16 protein-coding genes are annotated in these 16,195 nt (G+C 68.2%); 10 read left to right on the top strand and 6 right to left on the bottom strand.

Translation table 11 applies throughout. The features are described from left to right. Nucleotides 1-19: 19 nt before the first annotated feature. Nucleotides 20-400, bottom strand: a complete 381-nt coding sequence (erpA, locus tag L0D17_RS00485) for an iron-sulfur cluster insertion protein ErpA (RefSeq protein WP_234506524.1) — start codon at nt 398-400, stop codon at nt 20-22. 85 nt (nt 401-485) lie between these two features. Here erpA and L0D17_RS00490 point away from each other — a divergent pair, with 85 nt between their 5' ends. The 3 genes from L0D17_RS00490 to L0D17_RS00500 are packed head-to-tail and all read left to right on the top strand — an operon-like array spanning nt 486 to nt 6,003. After that, nucleotides 486-1,538: a mechanosensitive ion channel family protein gene (locus tag L0D17_RS00490; protein WP_243093436.1), complete on the top strand. Its 1,053-nt coding sequence runs from the start codon at nt 486-488 to the stop codon at nt 1,536-1,538. Between the two features lie 10 nt (nt 1,539-1,548). Continuing rightward, entirely contained in the window at nt 1,549-3,801 is a 2,253-nt protein-coding gene (locus L0D17_RS00495; RefSeq protein ID WP_243093438.1) for a coiled-coil domain-containing protein, read from the top strand. A gap of 21 nt (nt 3,802-3,822) precedes the next feature. Next, nucleotides 3,823-6,003 (top strand): RelA/SpoT family protein, encoded by a 2,181-nt coding sequence (locus tag L0D17_RS00500; protein ID WP_243093440.1) that lies wholly within the window; start codon nt 3,823-3,825, stop codon nt 6,001-6,003. On the opposite strand, the gene L0D17_RS00505 is transcribed toward L0D17_RS00500, so the two are convergent. Next, complete coding sequence (locus L0D17_RS00505) at nt 6,000-6,380, bottom strand: secondary thiamine-phosphate synthase enzyme YjbQ (protein ID WP_039459484.1); 381 nt, start codon at nt 6,378-6,380, stop codon at nt 6,000-6,002. The genes L0D17_RS00500 and L0D17_RS00505 overlap by 4 nt on opposite strands. A 13-nt stretch (nt 6,381-6,393) precedes the next feature. After that, entirely contained in the window at nt 6,394-7,185 is a 792-nt protein-coding gene (locus L0D17_RS00510; RefSeq protein WP_243093556.1) for a class I SAM-dependent methyltransferase, read from the bottom strand. A gap of 34 nt (nt 7,186-7,219) precedes the next feature. On the opposite strand from L0D17_RS00510, the gene L0D17_RS00515 reads away from it, so the two are divergent. The 3 genes from L0D17_RS00515 to L0D17_RS00525 are packed head-to-tail and all read left to right on the top strand — an operon-like array spanning nt 7,220 to nt 9,624. Further along, entirely contained in the window at nt 7,220-8,266 is a 1,047-nt protein-coding gene (locus tag L0D17_RS00515; protein ID WP_243093442.1) for a glucose-1-phosphate thymidylyltransferase, read from the top strand. Continuing rightward, nucleotides 8,267-9,151, top strand: a complete 885-nt coding sequence (locus L0D17_RS00520) for a biotin--[acetyl-CoA-carboxylase] ligase (RefSeq protein WP_243093444.1) — start codon at nt 8,267-8,269, stop codon at nt 9,149-9,151. A 47-nt stretch (nt 9,152-9,198) separates the two neighbouring features. Beyond that, entirely contained in the window at nt 9,199-9,624 is a 426-nt protein-coding gene (locus L0D17_RS00525; protein ID WP_243093446.1) for a DUF2203 domain-containing protein, read from the top strand. On the opposite strand, the gene L0D17_RS00530 is transcribed toward L0D17_RS00525, so the two are convergent. Then, nucleotides 9,572-9,967 (bottom strand): metallopeptidase family protein, encoded by a 396-nt coding sequence (locus L0D17_RS00530; protein WP_039459494.1) that lies wholly within the window; start codon nt 9,965-9,967, stop codon nt 9,572-9,574. The genes L0D17_RS00525 and L0D17_RS00530 overlap by 53 nt on opposite strands. Further along, nucleotides 9,964-10,374: a 23S rRNA (pseudouridine(1915)-N(3))-methyltransferase RlmH gene (locus L0D17_RS00535; RefSeq protein WP_126205238.1), complete on the bottom strand. Its 411-nt coding sequence runs from the start codon at nt 10,372-10,374 to the stop codon at nt 9,964-9,966. Before L0D17_RS00535 ends, L0D17_RS00530 begins: the two co-directional genes overlap by 4 nt. A gap of 129 nt (nt 10,375-10,503) precedes the next feature. On the opposite strand from L0D17_RS00535, the gene L0D17_RS00540 reads away from it, so the two are divergent. Genes L0D17_RS00540 through lpdA form a run of 4 tightly spaced genes read left to right on the top strand, consistent with a single transcriptional unit; the run spans nt 10,504 to nt 15,323 of the window. Further along, nucleotides 10,504-11,607, top strand: a complete 1,104-nt coding sequence (locus tag L0D17_RS00540) for a thiamine pyrophosphate-dependent dehydrogenase E1 component subunit alpha (protein WP_243093448.1) — start codon at nt 10,504-10,506, stop codon at nt 11,605-11,607. Nucleotides 11,608-11,615: 8 nt separating this feature from the next. After that, nucleotides 11,616-12,590: an alpha-ketoacid dehydrogenase subunit beta gene (locus L0D17_RS00545; protein WP_039459499.1), complete on the top strand. Its 975-nt coding sequence runs from the start codon at nt 11,616-11,618 to the stop codon at nt 12,588-12,590. A 9-nt stretch (nt 12,591-12,599) separates the two neighbouring features. Continuing rightward, on the top strand, nt 12,600-13,928 hold the full coding sequence (locus L0D17_RS00550) for a dihydrolipoamide acetyltransferase family protein (protein WP_243093449.1): 1,329 nt from the start codon (nt 12,600-12,602) through the stop codon (nt 13,926-13,928). A 9-nt stretch (nt 13,929-13,937) separates the two neighbouring features. Next, nucleotides 13,938-15,323, top strand: coding sequence for a dihydrolipoyl dehydrogenase (lpdA, locus tag L0D17_RS00555; protein WP_039459501.1), 1,386 nt, complete (start codon nt 13,938-13,940; stop codon nt 15,321-15,323). A gap of 2 nt (nt 15,324-15,325) precedes the next feature. On the opposite strand, the gene L0D17_RS00560 is transcribed toward lpdA, so the two are convergent. Beyond that, nucleotides 15,326-16,195: an NAD(P)-dependent oxidoreductase gene (locus L0D17_RS00560; RefSeq protein ID WP_243093452.1), complete on the bottom strand. Its 870-nt coding sequence runs from the start codon at nt 16,193-16,195 to the stop codon at nt 15,326-15,328.

The following is a 16,195-nucleotide window of genomic DNA, read 5'->3' on the forward strand; positions in this document are numbered from 1 at the left end:
AAATAACGATGCGAAAGGCTTAGTGGCCGCAGGTGCGGGCCTCGCCCTCCTGGTCCTTGGTGCGGAAGGAGTGGCCGCAGCCACAGGTGCTGGCGGCGTTGGGGTTGTTCACGGTGAAGCCGCCCCCCATGAGGCTTTCCACCCAGTCAATCTCGGAGCCCACCAGGTAGGGCAAGGACATGGGGTCCACCACCAGGCGCACCCCGTGCATCTCCACGAAGGTGTCCCCCTCCAGCTCCCGCTCGTCCACGGCCATGCCGTACTGGAAGCCAGAGCACCCCCCGGATTTTATGTAGACCCGGATGGCCGCGTGCTCCTTGCCGTAGCGGGCCAGGATCTCCTTAGCCTTTTCAGCTGCCAAAGGGGTGATGCGGATAACCGCCTCCTGCGTTTCTACCATCCCCCAACCTCCTTACCCCGTAGCCTAGCATGACAAGGGTAGGACAAGGTGTCATAGCTCCCATACCCGGGCGTATATTGGCAACATGTTCTGGCACCTGGTGGCGGTTTTGGTGCTGGTGGGGGTCCTGGGCCGCCTGGGTGGCCGCTTCTTTGCCGCCTTGGCCCAGGCGGTGCCCGGAAGCCGGGACGACGCCTTTTTCCGGCTTTTGGGCTTCCTCTGGTGGGGGTTTTTGGCCGTGGCGGGGGCTTCTTACCTGGTCCACGCCCTGGGGCTTCCCCACGAGCCCTTCCGCACCTGGGGGGAAAGCCTGGTGCGCTGGGCCGGGGCCAAGGGGGTGGCGGCCCTAGGTGCCCTGGCCCTCACCTATTTGGGCTACCGCCTCACCCCTTTCCTCCTCGGCCAGCTCCCCGTGCCGGAAACGGGGGAGCACACCCGGGAGGCGGTCCGGCGGAAAACCCTCAGGGCCGTGGCCGAATCCGCCTTGCGGGTGGGCATCCTGGTCTTGGGAGGGCTCTTCTTTCTCTCCAACCTGGGCCTCAACGTCACCGCCCTCCTGGCGGGGGCCGGGGTGGCGGGGCTTGCGGTGAGCTTCGCGGCGCAGAACCTGATCCGCGACTTCATCAACGGCTTCTTCATCCTCCTGGAGGACCAGTACGGGGTGGGGGATATCGTCCAGATCGGGAATGTTGGCGGGCAGGTGGAGCGCTTCACCCTACGGATCACCGTCTTGAGGGACCTCGAGGGCCGGGTCCACTTCTTCCCCAACTCCGAGGTGCGCCAGGTCACCGTCCTCACCCAGGAGTGGAGCCGGGCGGTGGTGGACGTGGGCGTGGCCTACAAGGAGGACATTGACCGGGTCCTGGAGGTCTTCCGGGACGAGGTGGCGCGCTTCCACCAGGACCCCGAGTGGCGGGAGCGCTTCACCGAGCCCCCCGAGGTCCTGGGAGTCCAGGCCCTGGGGGACTCCTCCGTGGTGATTCGGGTTCTCTTCAACACCAAGCCCGCCCAGCAGTGGGCGGTGGCCCGGGAGTTCCGCCGCCGGATCAAAAAGCGCCTGGACCAGGAGGGCATAGAGATCCCCTTCCCCCACCAGAAGCTCTACTTCGGAGAGCCCTTGCGGCTGGAAAGGGTGTAGGCTAAAGGGGATGCCGGAAGTGTACCAGGAGATCCTAAAGGCGCTCCAACCCCACTTGGGCCCCAGGGCCGAGGTGGTGCTGGACGAAGGCCTTAAGCGCCTGGGCAAGCGCCCGAACGAGCTCACCCCCAAGGACGGGGAGTTCCTCCTAAAGGGCTTGGTCTTCCGCGAGCTGCAAGCCCGGCTGCCCGCGGAACAAGCCCGGCGGGTGGTGGAGGAAACTTTAGAACGCATACAGGACGCTCCTTTAGCCCTGGAGGACCTGGAGCGGGGCCTCAAGCGCTTCGGCCTCTACGTGGACTGGCCGGAGGTGGCCCGGCTCCGGGCCCTGACCAACCGCCTGCGCCAGGGCAAAGAACCCGCCCTCCTCGCCGAGGCCAAGGCCCTTCTGGAGGCCTTGGAGGAGAAGGCGGAGGAGGCCCTTTTGCGCCAGGCTAAGGACCTGGCCCACCTGGAGGAAAGCTTAGAGCGGGTGCGCCACCTGGGCGGCCCCAAGGTGCGACGCCTGGAAGGCCTCCTGGATACCATCCGTCAGGCCCACGGGGAAGGGCTTTTGGCCCAAGCGGAGGTGGAGCGGGCGAGGGCGCTGGCCCTGGAGCTCCGCAAGTTCCTGGAGTCCAGCGCCGTGCGGGCCCCCACCTTGCCCGAGATGGTCTTTGAAACCCAAGAAAGCCCCCCCGAAACGCCCAGGCACCCCACGGACGTCTTCCTCACGGTGGAAGAGGCGGCCGAGCTGGAAGGGGAACTGGTCATTGACCTGGGCCCCCTCTCCGAGGAGGCAAGCCAGCGCATCCAGGCCCTGGAGGTGGAGGAAGAGCGGCGCCGGCTGGAAGCCCTCCTCGCCCGCCACGCCCACCTTCTGGAAAGGGCCACGGTGAGCCCCCTCCTGGCCGAGGTCCAAGCCCTCTTGGAAGCGGGGACGCCCGCCGGGGAAAGGCTTAAAGCCCTGGAAGAAGCCTTGGCCGAGGCGGAGAAAAACTTCCGGGCGGAAAAGCGGGCCCGCCTCATCCAGCTGGAGGAGGCCCTCCGGGCCCTTCCCCTTCCCGAGGAGGCCAAGGCGCCTTTGGAAAGCGCCTTGCGCTTGGCGGAGGAAACCCTCGAGGAGGGAGGCTATCCGGACCTCTCCCCCTTGGAAGAAAGCCTAAGGCGCCTAGAGGAAGAGGCCAAGCGGAAGAAGGAGGAGGAAGTCCGCCTGGAAGAGGAGCGGAAAGGGCTCCTGGCGGAGCTTTCCACCAAGGGCGAGGCCTTCGCCCCCTTGGCCGAGGCGCTTAAAGCCCTTCCCAAGGAGCGCTTAGCGGAGGCCCTCCCCGAGCTTCGCGCCCGCTACGCCGAGCTCCTTAAGGCCAAGGGGGAAGAGGAAGCCCTCAAGGCCAAGCTGGAGGAGGCCAGACGGGCGCTCCTCGCCCTCAAGCCGGAGGCGGAGGCCCTGGGCCTCGGGGAGGAGGTGCAAAGGGTAGAAGAGGCCCTGGCCCAGGGGGAGCTTCCCGACCTCGAGGCCCTCCGCCAAAAGATGGCCCAGGCCCGTGGCGAGGCCCGGGAACGGGCCTTGCAAGAGCTCGCTCGCCTCCAGGTGCTGGCGGAACGCTTCGTGGGCTTCGGTGGCGAGGCGGTTCTAAAGGCCATAGAGGAGGAAAAGCGCAAACCCCTCCCCGACCCCACCCCCACCGCCCGGGCCCTGCAGGCCCTGAAGCGCAAGCTGGAGGCCAAGCGGGAGGAGCTCACCACCCGCCTCACCGCCTTCTTCCAGGCGGAGGCGCGCTTAAGCAGCTTTGAAAGCGAAACCCGGCGCCGCCTAAAACCCCTCCTGGCCTTCCTGCAAAGCGCCAAAGAACGGCTTCCCCTCCTGGGCCCCAAAGGGCTTATGCAGGTGGAAAAGACCCTGGGTGAGGCGGAAGGCCTCCTAAGGGAGCTGGAGCGGGAAAAGGAGGCGGCTCAGGCGGTGCTCAAGGAGATCGGGCAGGAAAACCTCGAGGCCCTCCTCGGGGCCTTGGTGCCCGGGGAAGACCCCCTGACCCGGCTCCGGCTACCTGGGGTAGAGGCCTTGGGCTTCCTGGAAGACCCCTTGCCCCTTCCCAAAGAAGCCCTCCTGAACCTAAAGGAAGCCCTAGACCGCCTGGACCAAAGCCTGGGGCAAAGGCGGGGGCCCGTGGCGGTGCTCTTTGGGGAAAAGGCCCTGGTGCTGGCCCCCAAGGAGGGGCGGAGCCTGGTGGCCCTCCTGGAGCGGCCAAGCCTTTCCGCCTTCCTCCTGGAGCTATCCGCCTAGGGGGGTGCTAGACTAAAAATAGTGGTCCGCGCGCCCGCCCTTTGGGAAAAGCTGGAGCCCCACCTAGAATACCTCTCCCCAGAGGAACGGGAGAAGGTGAGGCAGGCTTACCTTTTCGCCGAGGAAGCCCACCGGGGGCAGGTGCGCAAGAGCGGGGAGCCCTACATCACCCACCCGGTGGCGGTGGCGGAGATCCTCGCCTCCTTGCGCATGGACGCCGACACCGTGGCGGCGGGGCTCCTGCACGACACCCTGGAGGACTGCGGCGTGGCCGCGGAGGAGCTGGAAAGGCGCTTCGGCCCGGCGGTGCGGCGCATCGTGGAGGGGGAAACCAAGGTCAGCAAGCTCTACAAGCTGGCCAACCTCGAGGGGGAGGAAAAGCGGGCCGAGGACCTCCGCCAGATGTTCATCGCCATGGCGGAGGACGTGCGCATCATCATCGTGAAGCTGGCGGACCGCCTCCACAACCTGCGCACCCTGGAGTTCATGCCCCCCGAGAAGCAAAAGCGCATCGCCCAGGAAACCCTGGAGATCTACGCCCCCCTGGCCCACCGCCTGGGGATGGGGCAGCTGAAGTGGGAGCTGGAGGACCTCTCCTTCCGCTACCTCCACCCCGAGGCCTACCAGGCCCTCCTCTCCCGCATCCAGGAAACCCAAGAGGCCCGGGAGCGCCTGGTGAAAAAGGCCATGGCCGCCCTGGAGGAGGCCCTAAAGCGGGACGAGCTCCTCCAGGCCCAGCTCCAGGGCTTTGAGGTCACGGGCCGGCCCAAGCACCTCTACTCCATCTGGAAGAAGATGGAGCGGGAAAACAAAGCCCTGGAGCAAATCTACGATCTCCTGGCGGTGCGGGTCATCCTGGACCCCAAGCCAAGCCCCACGGAGGAGGGCCGGGCCCTAAGGGAAAAGCAGGTTTGCTACCACGTCCTGGGCCTGGTCCACGCCCTTTGGCAGCCCATTCCCGGCCGGGTCAAGGACTACATCGCCGTGCCCAAGCCGAACGGCTACCAAAGCCTCCACACCACGGTCATCGCCCTGGAAGGCCTCCCCCTGGAGGTGCAGATCCGCACCCGGGAGATGCACCGCATCGCCGAGTACGGCATCGCCGCCCACTGGCTTTACAAGGAGGGCCTCACCGACCCCGAGGAGATCAAGCGCCGGGTTTCCTGGCTCAAGAGCATCCAGGAGTGGCAGCAGGAGTTTTCCAGCTCCCGGGAGTTCGTGGAGGCGGTGACCCGGGACCTTTTGGGGGGGCGGGTCTTCGTCTTCACCCCCAAGGGGCGGATCATCAACCTGCCCAAGGGGGCCACCCCGGTGGACTTCGCCTACCACATCCACACCGAGGTGGGGCACCACATGGTGGGGGCCAAGGTGAACGGGCGCATCGTCCCCCTCTCCTACGAGCTGCAAAACGGGGACATGGTGGAAATCCTCACCGCCAAAAACGCCCACCCCTCCAAGGGCTGGCTGGAGTTCGCCAAAACCCGGAGCGCCAAGAGCAAGATCCGGCAGTACTTCCGCGCCCAGGAGCGCCAGGAAACCCTGGAAACGGGCCAAGGCCTCTTGGAGCGCTACCTGAAGCGCAAAGGGCTTCCCAAACCCACGGACAGCCAGCTGGAGGAGGCGGCCAAGCGCCTGGGCCTTCCCCCTTCCCCCGAGGAGCTCTACCTGGCCCTGGCCCTAAACCGCCTCACCCCCAAGCAGGTGGCGGAAAAACTCTACCCAAAGGCCCTCCTCAAGCCGGAAAAGCCCAAGCCCGCGCCCAAGAACGAGTGGGGCATACGCCTGGAGCAAGACCTCCACGCCCCCATCCGCCTCGCCTCCTGCTGCGAGCCCATGAAGGGAGACGCCATCCTGGGCTTCGTCACCCGGGGCCGGGGGGTCACGGTCCACCGGGCGGACTGCCCCAACCTGCGGCGCATCCTCCAGGGGCCGGAGGCGGACCGGGTGATTGGGGCCTACTGGGAGGGGGTGGGGGGAAAGGTGGCCACCCTCGAGGTCCTGGCCCAGGACCGGGCAGGCCTCCTCCGGGACGTGATGCAGGTGGTGGCGGAGGCGGGAAAAAGCGCCCTGGGCTCGGAAACCCGCATCCTGGGCCCCATGGCCCGCATACGGCTTCGCCTCACCGTGCAGGACGGGGAGCGGGAAGCCCTCCTGGAAGCCATCCGGGGGGTGAAGAGCGTGCAGGAGGTGCGCTGGGTCTAAAGGGGCCGCACCCACACCTCCCGGGTCCTCGGCCCGTCAAACTCCGCCAGGAAGACCTGCTGCCAGCGGCCCAGCTTAAGCCTACCCCCCTCGGCGAAGAGGAGCAGGTGGACCCCGGTGAGGAGGGTTTTCAGGTGGGCGTGGGTGTTGCCCTCCGCGTGGCGGTCCTTGGGGTGGAAGCGGGGGGCGAGCTCCTCCAGGCGGGCCAGGAGGTCGTGGGCCACGTCGGGGTCGGCCCCCTCCTGGAGCAAGAGGCCGCAGGTGGTGTGGGGCACGAAGAGGTAGACGAGGCCCGTATGCCCCTCTAAGGCCCCCTCCACGAGCCCCGTGATGTTCACCAGGCCCTCTTGGGGCGTGCGCACGGTAAGCCTTCGCATAGGGCCAGGATACCTAGCCCAGGCGGGTCACCCGCAGGAAAAAGCTCTTTTGCAGGGTGAAGGAGCGGTCTAGCCCGCCAAACTCCGCCTCGGCCCAGGCCCTGAGCCTTGGCATCACCTTGGCGTGCACCGCCTCGGGCACGGCCTGGGTGAAGGAGTAGAGGCGCTCCTCCAGGGCCTCCAAAGCCTCCCGCACCGTGCGCTCCTCCCGCCAGACCACCACCTGGCGGGCCTTGGGCCTAAGCCCAAGCCGCTTCAGGGCTTCCTCCACCTCGGCGAGGCGCCTTTGGTGCAGGCCCCTTTCCACCCGCACGCCGTCCTCCGCCACCAAGGCCCGCCAGCGCTCCTGCAGGGCCCACTCTTCCGCCGCTTCCACCTGGTCCCACCCCTCCAGGAGGGCCCCCCCAGGCTTGAGCACCCTTAGGGCCTCGGCCAAGGCCTTGGGCCAGTCGGGAAGGAGGTGCCAGAGGTGGACCACGATGACCCCGTGGACGCTCTCCCCCGGCAGGGGGATGGCCCGGGCGTCCGCCTCCAAAAGCCGCACCTTGCGCATCACCCCCGCCGCCTTCTGGCGGAAGACCTCCAGCATGGCGGGGTTCACGTCCAAGGCGATGTAGGAAAAGCCGCGGGCGATGAGGGGCAGGGCGATGCGCCCCGTGCCCACCCCGAGCTCCAAAAGGACGGGCTCCTCCCCCCGGCCGGAGACCGCGTTGGCCATGGCGGTGGCGATGCGGCCCGCCACCTCGGGCGGGTAGGCCCGGAGGCGATCGTAGGCGTAGGCCACCCGGGTGAGGGCGCTGGACATGTCCAACTCCATTGTACGAGGTATACTTCGGCCCATGAAGGGGCTCATCCTGGCCGCCGGGCGGGGCACGCGGCTCCGCCCCCTCACCCACACCCGTCCCAAGCCGGTGATCCGGGTGGCGGGCCGGCCCATCATCCACTACGCCGTGGAAAACCTGCGGGAAGCGGGGGTGGACGAAATTGGGGTGGTGGTCTCCCCGGAAACGGAGAAGGACATCCGCGAGGCCCTATCGGGATACCCCGTGCGCTACGTCCTCCAGGAGGAGCCCCAAGGCCTGGCCCACGCCGTGGCGGTGGCCCGGGGCTTCCTGGGGGATAGCCCCTTTGTCCTCTACCTGGGGGATAACCTCTTCCAAAAGGGGATCCGATGCTTCCTTCAGGCCTTCCGGGAGGGGGTGAGCGCGGTGATCGCCCTGGTGCGGGTGGAGGACCCGAGGCAGTTCGGGGTGGCGGTGCTGGAAGGAGACCGGGTGGTGCGCCTTTTGGAAAAGCCCAAAGACCCCCCCTCGGACCTGGCGGTGGCTGGGGTGTACGTCTTCACCCCCGAGGTCTTGGAGGTCATCCAGGACCTCAAGCCCTCGGCCCGGGGGGAGTACGAGATCACCGACGCCATCCAGGGCCTCATTGACCGGGGCCGGCGGGTGGTGGGGGTGGAGGTCACGGGCTGGTGGAAGGACACGGGCCGCCCCAAGGACCTCCTGGACGCCAACCGCCTCCTCCTGGAGGAGCTTTCCCCCAGGGTGGAGGGCGAGGTGGAGGGTAGCGAGCTCACGGGCCGGGTGGTGGTGGAAAAGGGGGCCAGGGTGGTGGGGAGCACGGTTATCGGCCCCGCCTTCATCGGGGAGGGCGCCCTGGTGGAGGGGGCCTACGTGGGGCCCTTCACCTCCTTGGGGCCGGGGGCGCGGGTGGTGCGCTCGGAGGTGGAGTATTCCATCCTCGAGGACCACGCCGCCTTGGAAGACGTGGCCTTGCGCCTTCAGGAGAGCATCCTGGGCGTGGGGGCCAAGGTGCAAAGCCGTAACGGCCTTCCAAGGGCCCACCGCCTCATCCTTGGGGACCTCTCCCAGGTGGAACTGGCCTAGATGGCGGGGCTCCTTTCCCTCCTCACGGAGGACTTCCAAAGCGGCGAGGCCCTGGCCCGGCGCCTGGGGGTGAGCCGGGCCGCCATCTCCAAGGAGGCGCACCGGCTTTTGGAAGAGGGTTTCCCCCTGGAGGTGGGCCGGCAGGGCTACCGCATCCTCCCCGGCACCCCTCTCCCCCACCTCTTCCACCCCCCGGGGCGGCTCGGGAGGCCCTACCGCTACCTGGGCCGGGTGGGGAGCACCCAGGACGCCCTCCGGGCCTGGGCCGAGGCGGGGGCCCTCGAGGGGGCCTTGGTCCTGGCGGAAGTCCAGGAAAGGGGCCGGGGCAGGCGGGGAAGGACGTGGGAAAGCCGCCCCGGGGTAAGCCTCACCTTTTCCCTCCTCCTAAGGCCCCGCCTCCCCCTCCCCGCCCTAGGGCTTCTCCCGCTCCTCGCGGGCCTCGCCCTCTATGAGGCGGTGGGGGTGGGGGGGCTCAAGTGGCCCAACGACCTCCTGAGCCCCGACGGCCGCAAGCTGGCCGGGGTGCTCCTCGAGGCCAAGGCGGAGGGCGAGGAGGTGGCCCACGCCCTCTTGGGGGTGGGGGTGAACGTGGCCTGGGCCCCGGAAGGGGCGGCCTTTTTGCAGGAGTTCACCCCCCTTTCCCGGCGGGAGGTCCTGGAAAGGTTCCTGGCCCGCCTCGAGGCCCTCCTCCCCCTTTTGGAAGACCCGGAAGCCTTCCTCCCCCGCTACGCCCAGGCCTCCTACACCCTGGGGCGCCGGGTGCGGGTGGAAACCTCCAAGGGCCCCGTGGAGGGGGTGGCGGAGGCCGTCCTCCCCGACGGAAGCCTCATGGTGGGGGGGGTGCGGGTGGGGGCGGGGGAGGTGGTCCTCCTGGACCTTGAGTGAGCCACGCTTAGATTTTCCTCACATCTTGTGCTAGGATTAGGGCAGGTATGTTCGCCCGCATCTTCACCAAGGAAGAGGCGGACGCCCTCCTGCCCGAGATCCGCCGGGTTTTGGCCCAGATGCGCAAGGCCCGGATCGAACTCCAGGAGGTTCAGAGCCAACTCCCCGAGGCCCGGGGGCTAAAGCGGCGGGCCCTGGAGGAGGAAGCCCGCTTCCTCCTGGGCTCCCTGGAAGCGGACGCCCGCCACCTGGCCTCCTTAGGCGTCCTCCTCAAGGACCTGGACCGGGGCCTGGTGGACTTCCCCGCCCGGGTAGGGGGCGAGGTGGTCTTCCTCTGCTGGCAGGAGGGGGAGCCGGAGGTGGCCCACTACCACCCCCTTTCCGGGGGCTTCGCCGAGCGGCGGCCCCTGGGGGAGGCCCCTAGCCTCCTTCCCCCCGAGGCCCGCCCCGGCGAAAGGCGTCCAGGCGCCTGAGGTCCTCCCGCACCAGGTCCTCCCGCCCCGCCAAGGACTCCAGGTGGTGGCGGAGTTCGTGGAGGAGGGTTTCCCACACCTCCCCTTCCCAGTCAAACCCCGGCCCCGCCACCGCCCGAAAAGAGCCGTAATAGAGGGCGATGTGCCGCCCGAGGCCCTCAAAGCCGCCCAAGGCGCTAGGAGGCCCGGGGTCCAGGTATTCCCCAAGCCGCCACACCCCGGGAAGCCCGGGCTCGGGCTTGGCCTCAGGGAAAACGTGCACCCCCTGGAGGCCCCGCTTGAACTCAGGCGGGATCTCCTCCCAAAGCCCCTCCACAAGCCGCACGAAGGCCTCGTAGGTCATGGCCGGTGGTAGGGGTGGCCCGCCCTTAGGGTGAGGACCCGGTAGAGCTGCTCCATCAGGACCAAAAGGGCTAGCTCGTGCTGCAGGGTGAGGGGGGAAAGGGAGAGGAGGAAGTCCGCCGCCTCCCGCACCGCCTCCTCGTGCCCCTCGGCCCCGCCCACCAGGAAGGCCACCTTTTCCCCTTCCCACCCCTGGAGGAGCCTAAGGAAGCCCTCGGTGGAAAGGAGCTTTCCCCTTTCGTCCAGGACCACCTTGCGGTGGCCCTCCGCCCTGGGAAGGAGGTCCTCGTCCTTGACGAAGAGGACCTCGAGGGGAGCGTACCGCCCAATCCGCCGGGCGTACTCCTCCACCCCAAGCCGGGCGTAGGCCAGCTTGGGCTTTCCCACCGCCACCACCCGCAGGCGCACACCCCCATCCTAACGGGGTATACTCGGGGCGAAGGGAAAGTGGGGCCAAGCCCACCCCCGAAAAGGAGGCCCAAGCCCTTACCCAGGGCGGGCTTCCCGGCGCCACAAGCGCCACGCAAGGAGGGTGCTATGGTAAAGGAAACCCGCAGGTTCCAGCCCTTCACCCCCGAGCCCATAAGGCTCCTCGGGGAGAAGGGGGAGTGGCTAGGGGAGTTTCCCCTGGACTTGGGGGAGGAAAAGCTACGCCGCCTCTACCGGGACATGCTGGCGGCCCGGATGCTGGACGAGCGCTACACCATCCTCATCCGCACCGGCAAGACCAGCTTCATCGCCCCCTCCGCCGGCCATGAGGCGGCCCAGGTGGCCATCGCCCACGCCATCCGCCCCGGCTTTGACTGGGTCTTCCCCTACTACCGCGACCACGGCCTGGCCCTGGCCCTGGGCGTCCCCATAAAGGAGCTCTTCGGCCAGATGCTGGCCACCCGGGCCGACCCCAACAAGGGCCGCCAGATGCCCGAGCACCCCGGTTCCAAGCCCCTCAACTACTTCACCGTGGCGAGCCCCATCGCCTCCCACGTGCCTCCCGCCGTGGGGGCCGCCCTCAGCATGAAGCTTTTGGGCACGGGGCAGGTGGCGGTCTGCACCTTCGGCGACGGGGCCACCAGCGAGGGGGACTGGTACGCCGGCATCAACCTCGCCGCCGTGCAGGGAGCGCCCGCCGTCTTCATCGCCGAGAACAACTTCTACGCCATCAGCGTGGACTACGCCCGCCAGACCCATAGCCCCACCCTGGCGGAGAAGGCCCACGCCTTCGGCATCCTGGGCTACCTGGTGGACGGGATGGACGTCCTGGCCAGCTACTACGTGGTGAAGGAGGCGGTGGAGCAGGCCCGCCTGGGGGGAGGCCCAAGCCTCATAGAGCTTCGGGTTTACCGCTATGGCCCCCACTCCTCCGCCGACGACGACAGCCGCTACCGCCCCCAGGAGGAGGTGGAGGCTTGGCGGAAGCGGGACCCCATCCTCCGGTTCCAGCGCTTCCTCGAGGCCCAAGGCCTCTGGACCCTGGAATGGGAGGAGGACCTGAAGGCGGAGATCCGCGCCGAACTGGAACGGGGGCTTAAGGAGGCGGAAGAAGCGGGCCCCGTGCCCCCGGAGTGGATGTTTGACGACGTCTTCGCGGAAAAGCCCTGGCACCTAAAGCGCCAGGAGGCCCTCCTCAAGGAAGAGCTTTAGGAGGCGGCATGGCCCTCATGACCATGGTGCAGGCCCTCAACCGGGCCCTGGACGAGGAGATGGCCAAGGATCCCCGGGTGGTGGTCCTGGGGGAGGACGTGGGCAAAAGGGGCGGGGTCTTTTTGGTGACGGAGGGGCTTTTGCAGAAGTACGGCCCCGACCGGGTCATGGACACCCCCCTCTCCGAGGCGGCCATCGTGGGGGCGGCCTTGGGCATGGCCGCCCACGGCCTGAGGCCCGTGGCGGAGATCCAGTTCGCCGACTACATCTTCCCCGGCTTTGACCAGCTGGTGAGCCAGGTGGCCAAGCTCCGCTACCGCTCCGGGGGACAGTTCACCGCTCCCCTGGTCATCCGCATGCCCTCGGGGGGCGGGGTGAAGGGCGGGCACCACCACTCGCAAAGCCCCGAGGCCCACTTCGTCCACACCGCCGGGCTCAAGGTGGTGGCGGTCTCCACCCCCTACGACGCCAAGGGCCTCTTGAAGGCCGCCATCCGCGACGAGGACCCCGTGGTCTTCCTGGAGCCCAAGCGCCTCTACCGCTCGGTGAAGGAGGAGGTGCCGGAGGAAGACTATGTCCTGCCCCTGGGCAAAGCGGCCCTGCGGCGGGAGGGCAAGGACCTCACCTTAATCGGCTACGGCACGGTGATGCCCGAGGTGCTCCAGGCCGCCGAGGAGCTTGCCAAGGCCGGGGTTTCCGCCGAGGTGCTGGACCTACGGAGCCTCATGCCCTGGGACTACGAGGCGGTGATGAGCTCCGTGGCCAAGACGGGGCGGGTGGTCCTGGTCTCCGACGCCCCCAGGCACGCCAGCTTCGTGAGCGAGGTGGCGGCCACCATCGCCGAGGACATCCTGGACATGCTCCTCGCTCCCCCCATCCGGGTCACGGGGTTTGACACCCCTTACCCCTACGCCCAGGACAAGCTTTACCTGCCCAGCGTCACCCGCATCCTCAACGCCGCCAAGCGGGCGCTAGACTACTGAAGGAGACCTATGCCCAAAGAGATCCTCATGCCCGAGCTCGCCGAAAGCGTGGTGGAAGGCGAGATCCTCAAGTGGTTGGTGGAGGAAGGGGACTACCTCAAAAAGGACCAGCCCTTCGTGGAGGTGATGACGGACAAGGTCACGGTGGAACTTCCCTCCCCCTACGAGGGAGTCCTCATCAAAAAGCTGGCCAAGGAGGGGGAGGTGGTGAAGGTCCACGCCCCCATCGCCCTCGTCGCCGAACCCCACGAGGCGGCGGCCCCGGTGCAGGCGGTGGAGGAGCGCTCCATCGTGGAGCCGGGGCTTCCGACCCCAGAGGAGAGGGAAGACCTCTCCCTCTTCAAGCCCGACCCCACGCAGGTGGCGGTGAAAAACCCCTTCCTGAGCCAGGCCAAGCCCCAGGAGGAGGCCAGGCCCCAAGGCCGGATCCTGGCCGTGCCCGCCGCCAGGAAACTGGCGCGGGAGCTGGGCATCCCCATTGAGGAGGTGCCGGGCTCGGGGCCCTTGGGGCGGGTGCGGGTGGAGGACGTGCGGGCCTACGCGGCCAAGAAGGCGGCCCCCACTCCCCAGGAAGCCCCCTCCCCCACCCCCTTCCCCCCACCCCCCCGCTACGCCCCGCCCAAGGGCTACGAGCACCTGGAGGAGCGCGCGCCCTTAAGGGGCGTGCGCCGGGCCATCGCCCAGGGGCTTTGGCAAAGCCACCTCTACACCGTGCGCACCCTCAACGTGGACGAGGCGGACCTCACGGAGCTGGTGGCCTTAAGGGAGCGCCTCAAGCCCGAGGCGGAGGCCCAAGGGGTCAAGCTCACCTACCTGCCCTTCATCGTCAAGGCGGTGGTGCGGGCCCTGAAGAAGTACCCCATGCTCAACACCAGCCTGGACGAGGAAAGGCAGGAAATCGTCTACAAGCGCTACTACCACATCGGCCTGGCGGTGGCCACGGAGCGGGGCCTGGTGGTGCCCGTGGTGCGGGACGCCGACCGCAAGAGCGTCCTGGAACTGGCCCAGGCCATCGCTGAGCTCTCCGCCAAGGCCCGGGAAGGGCGCCTAAGCCCCGAGGAGGTGTCGGGCTCCAGCTTCACCATCACCAACATCGGCTCCGTGGGGGCCACCTTGAGCTTCCCCATCATCAACCTGCCGGACGCCGCCATCCTGGGCGTCCACTCCATCCGCAAGCGGCCTTGGGTTATGCCGGATGGCTCCATCCAGGCGCGGGACATCATGTTCCTCTCCCTCTCCTTTGACCACCGCCTGGTGGACGGGGCCGAGGCGGCCCTCTTCACCCGGGAAGTGATCCGGCTTTTGGAAAACCCCGACCTCCTCCTTCTGGAAATGTAGGATAGCGCCATGGATGCTTACGACCTCATCGTCATCGGCACGGGACCAGGGGGTTACCACGCCGCCATCAGGGGAGCGCAGCTCGGCCTGAAGGTCCTGGCGGTGGAGGCCGCCGAGGTGGGGGGGGTGTGCCTGAATGTGGGCTGCATTCCCACCAAGGCCCTCCTCCACGCCGCGGAAACCCTGCACCACCTCAAGGTGGGGGAGGGCTTCGGCCTAAAGGCGGCCCCGGAGCTAGACCTTAAAAAGCTCGGCTCCTGGCGGGAAAGCGTGGTGAAGAAGCTCACCGGGGGGGTGGCCACCCTCCTCAAGGGGAACAAGGTGGAGCTTGTGCGGGGCTTCGCCCGCTTTGCCGGGCCCAAGGAAATAGAGGTGAACGGGGAACGCTACGGGGCCAAAAGCGTCATCCTGGCCACGGGGAGCGAGCCCGCAAGCCTCCCGGGTTTTCCCTTTGGCGAGGACGTCTGGGACTCCACCCGGGCCCTGCGGGTGGAGGAGGGGATCCCTGGGCGCCTCCTCGTGATCGGGGGCGGGGCGGTGGGGCTGGAGCTCGGCCAGGTCTACCACCGCCTAGGGGCCCAGGTGACCCTCATTGAATACATGCCAGAGATCCTCCCCGCGGGCGACCCGGAAACCGCGGCCCTCCTCCGCCGGGCCCTGGAGAAGGAGGGCATCCGGGTGCGCACGGGCACCAAGGCCGTGGGCTACGAGAAGAAGAAGGACGGCCTCCACGTGCGCCTCGAGGCCGCCCAGGGAGGCGGGGGGGAAGAGATCGTGGTGGACAAGATCCTGGTGGCGGTGGGCCGCAAGCCCCGCACCGAGGGCCTGAACCTGGAAAAAGCGGGCGTGGCCCTGGACGCCAAGGGCTTCGTCCAGGTGAACGCCAGGATGGAAACCACCGCCCCCGGGGTCTACGCCATCGGGGACGTGGCCCGCCCCCCCCTCCTCGCCCACAAGGCCATGAAGGAGGGGCTGGTGGCCGCGGAGAACGCCGCCGGCAAGGACGCCGCCTTTGATTACCAAATCCCCAGCGTGGTCTACACCTCCCCCGAGTGGGCGGGGGTGGGCCTCACGGAGGAGGAGGCCAAGCGGGCGGGCTACCGGGTGAGGGTGGGCAAGTTCCCCTTTTCCGCCAGCGGCCGGGCCCTCACCCTGGGGGCCACGGAGGGGCTCATCAAGGTGGTGGGGGACGAGGAAACGGACCTCCTCCTTGGCGTCTTCATCGTGGGCCCCCAGGCGGGGGAGCTCATCGCCGAGGCCACCTTGGCCCTGGAGATGGCGGCCACGGTCTCCGACCTGGCCCTCACCGTCCACGCCCACCCCACGCTTTCCGAAGGGCTCATGGAGGCGGCGGAGGCCTTCCACAAAGAGGCCATCCACATCCTGAACCGCTAGCCTTAGCGGATCTCCACCCCGGCCCAACGCTCCAGGAGCCTTAAGGCCTCCACATGGTCCGCCTCGGGGGAAAGCTCCCGCTTGGCCATCTCGTAGACCTCCCGGGTGAGGCGGAGAAGGGGGCTTGGGTCCCTGGCCCCCTCCAGCACCCCCATGGCGATGCCCAGGTCCTTCACCAAAAGCCCCAGGGCGAAGGTCTTGGGGAAGGCCCGGGTGAGGACCCTCTCCGGGATGAGGTTCTCCGTGGCGTTGGAGCGGCCGCTGGAGGCGTTGATCACCTCTAACGCCTTTTCCGCGGAAACCCCCTGCCGCACCAGGGCCACGAGCCCCTCCCCCGCCGCCCAGAGGTTCACCGCCAAAAGGGCGTTGTTGATGGCCTTCACCGCGTGCCCCGCCCCCACGGGGCCCACGTGGACCACCTTGCCGGCGTAGGCCAAAAAGGGCTTCACCCGCTCCACCGCCTCCTTGGGGCCTCCCATCATCACCGTGAGGGTACCCCGCTCCGCCCCCGCCGTGCCCCCGGAGACGGGGGCGTCCAGGTAAGTGACCCCCCTTTCCCCAAGCCGCTCCGCCAGGCGTCGGCTCCCTTCGGGCTCGCCACTGGTGGCGTCCACCCAGTAGGCGCCGGGCCTGAGGTGGGGCAGGAGGGCCTCCGCCACCTCCGCCACCTCCTTGGTGGTGGGCAGGCAGGTGAAGATCACCTTCGCCTCCGCCACCCGCTCCAAGGGCACGGCCTCGGAGCCGAACTCCTCCTGGTGCCGCAGGGCCTTGGCGAAGGTCCGGTTCCAGACCAGGGTGGGAAAGCGCTTGGCCAGATGCCCCGCCATGGGGTAGCCCATGGCCCCAAGCCCGAGGAAGGCCACCTTCTCCAT

This window comes from Thermus thalpophilus, assembly GCF_022760915.1.
Classification (GTDB): Bacteria; Deinococcota; Deinococci; order Deinococcales; family Thermaceae; genus Thermus; species Thermus thalpophilus.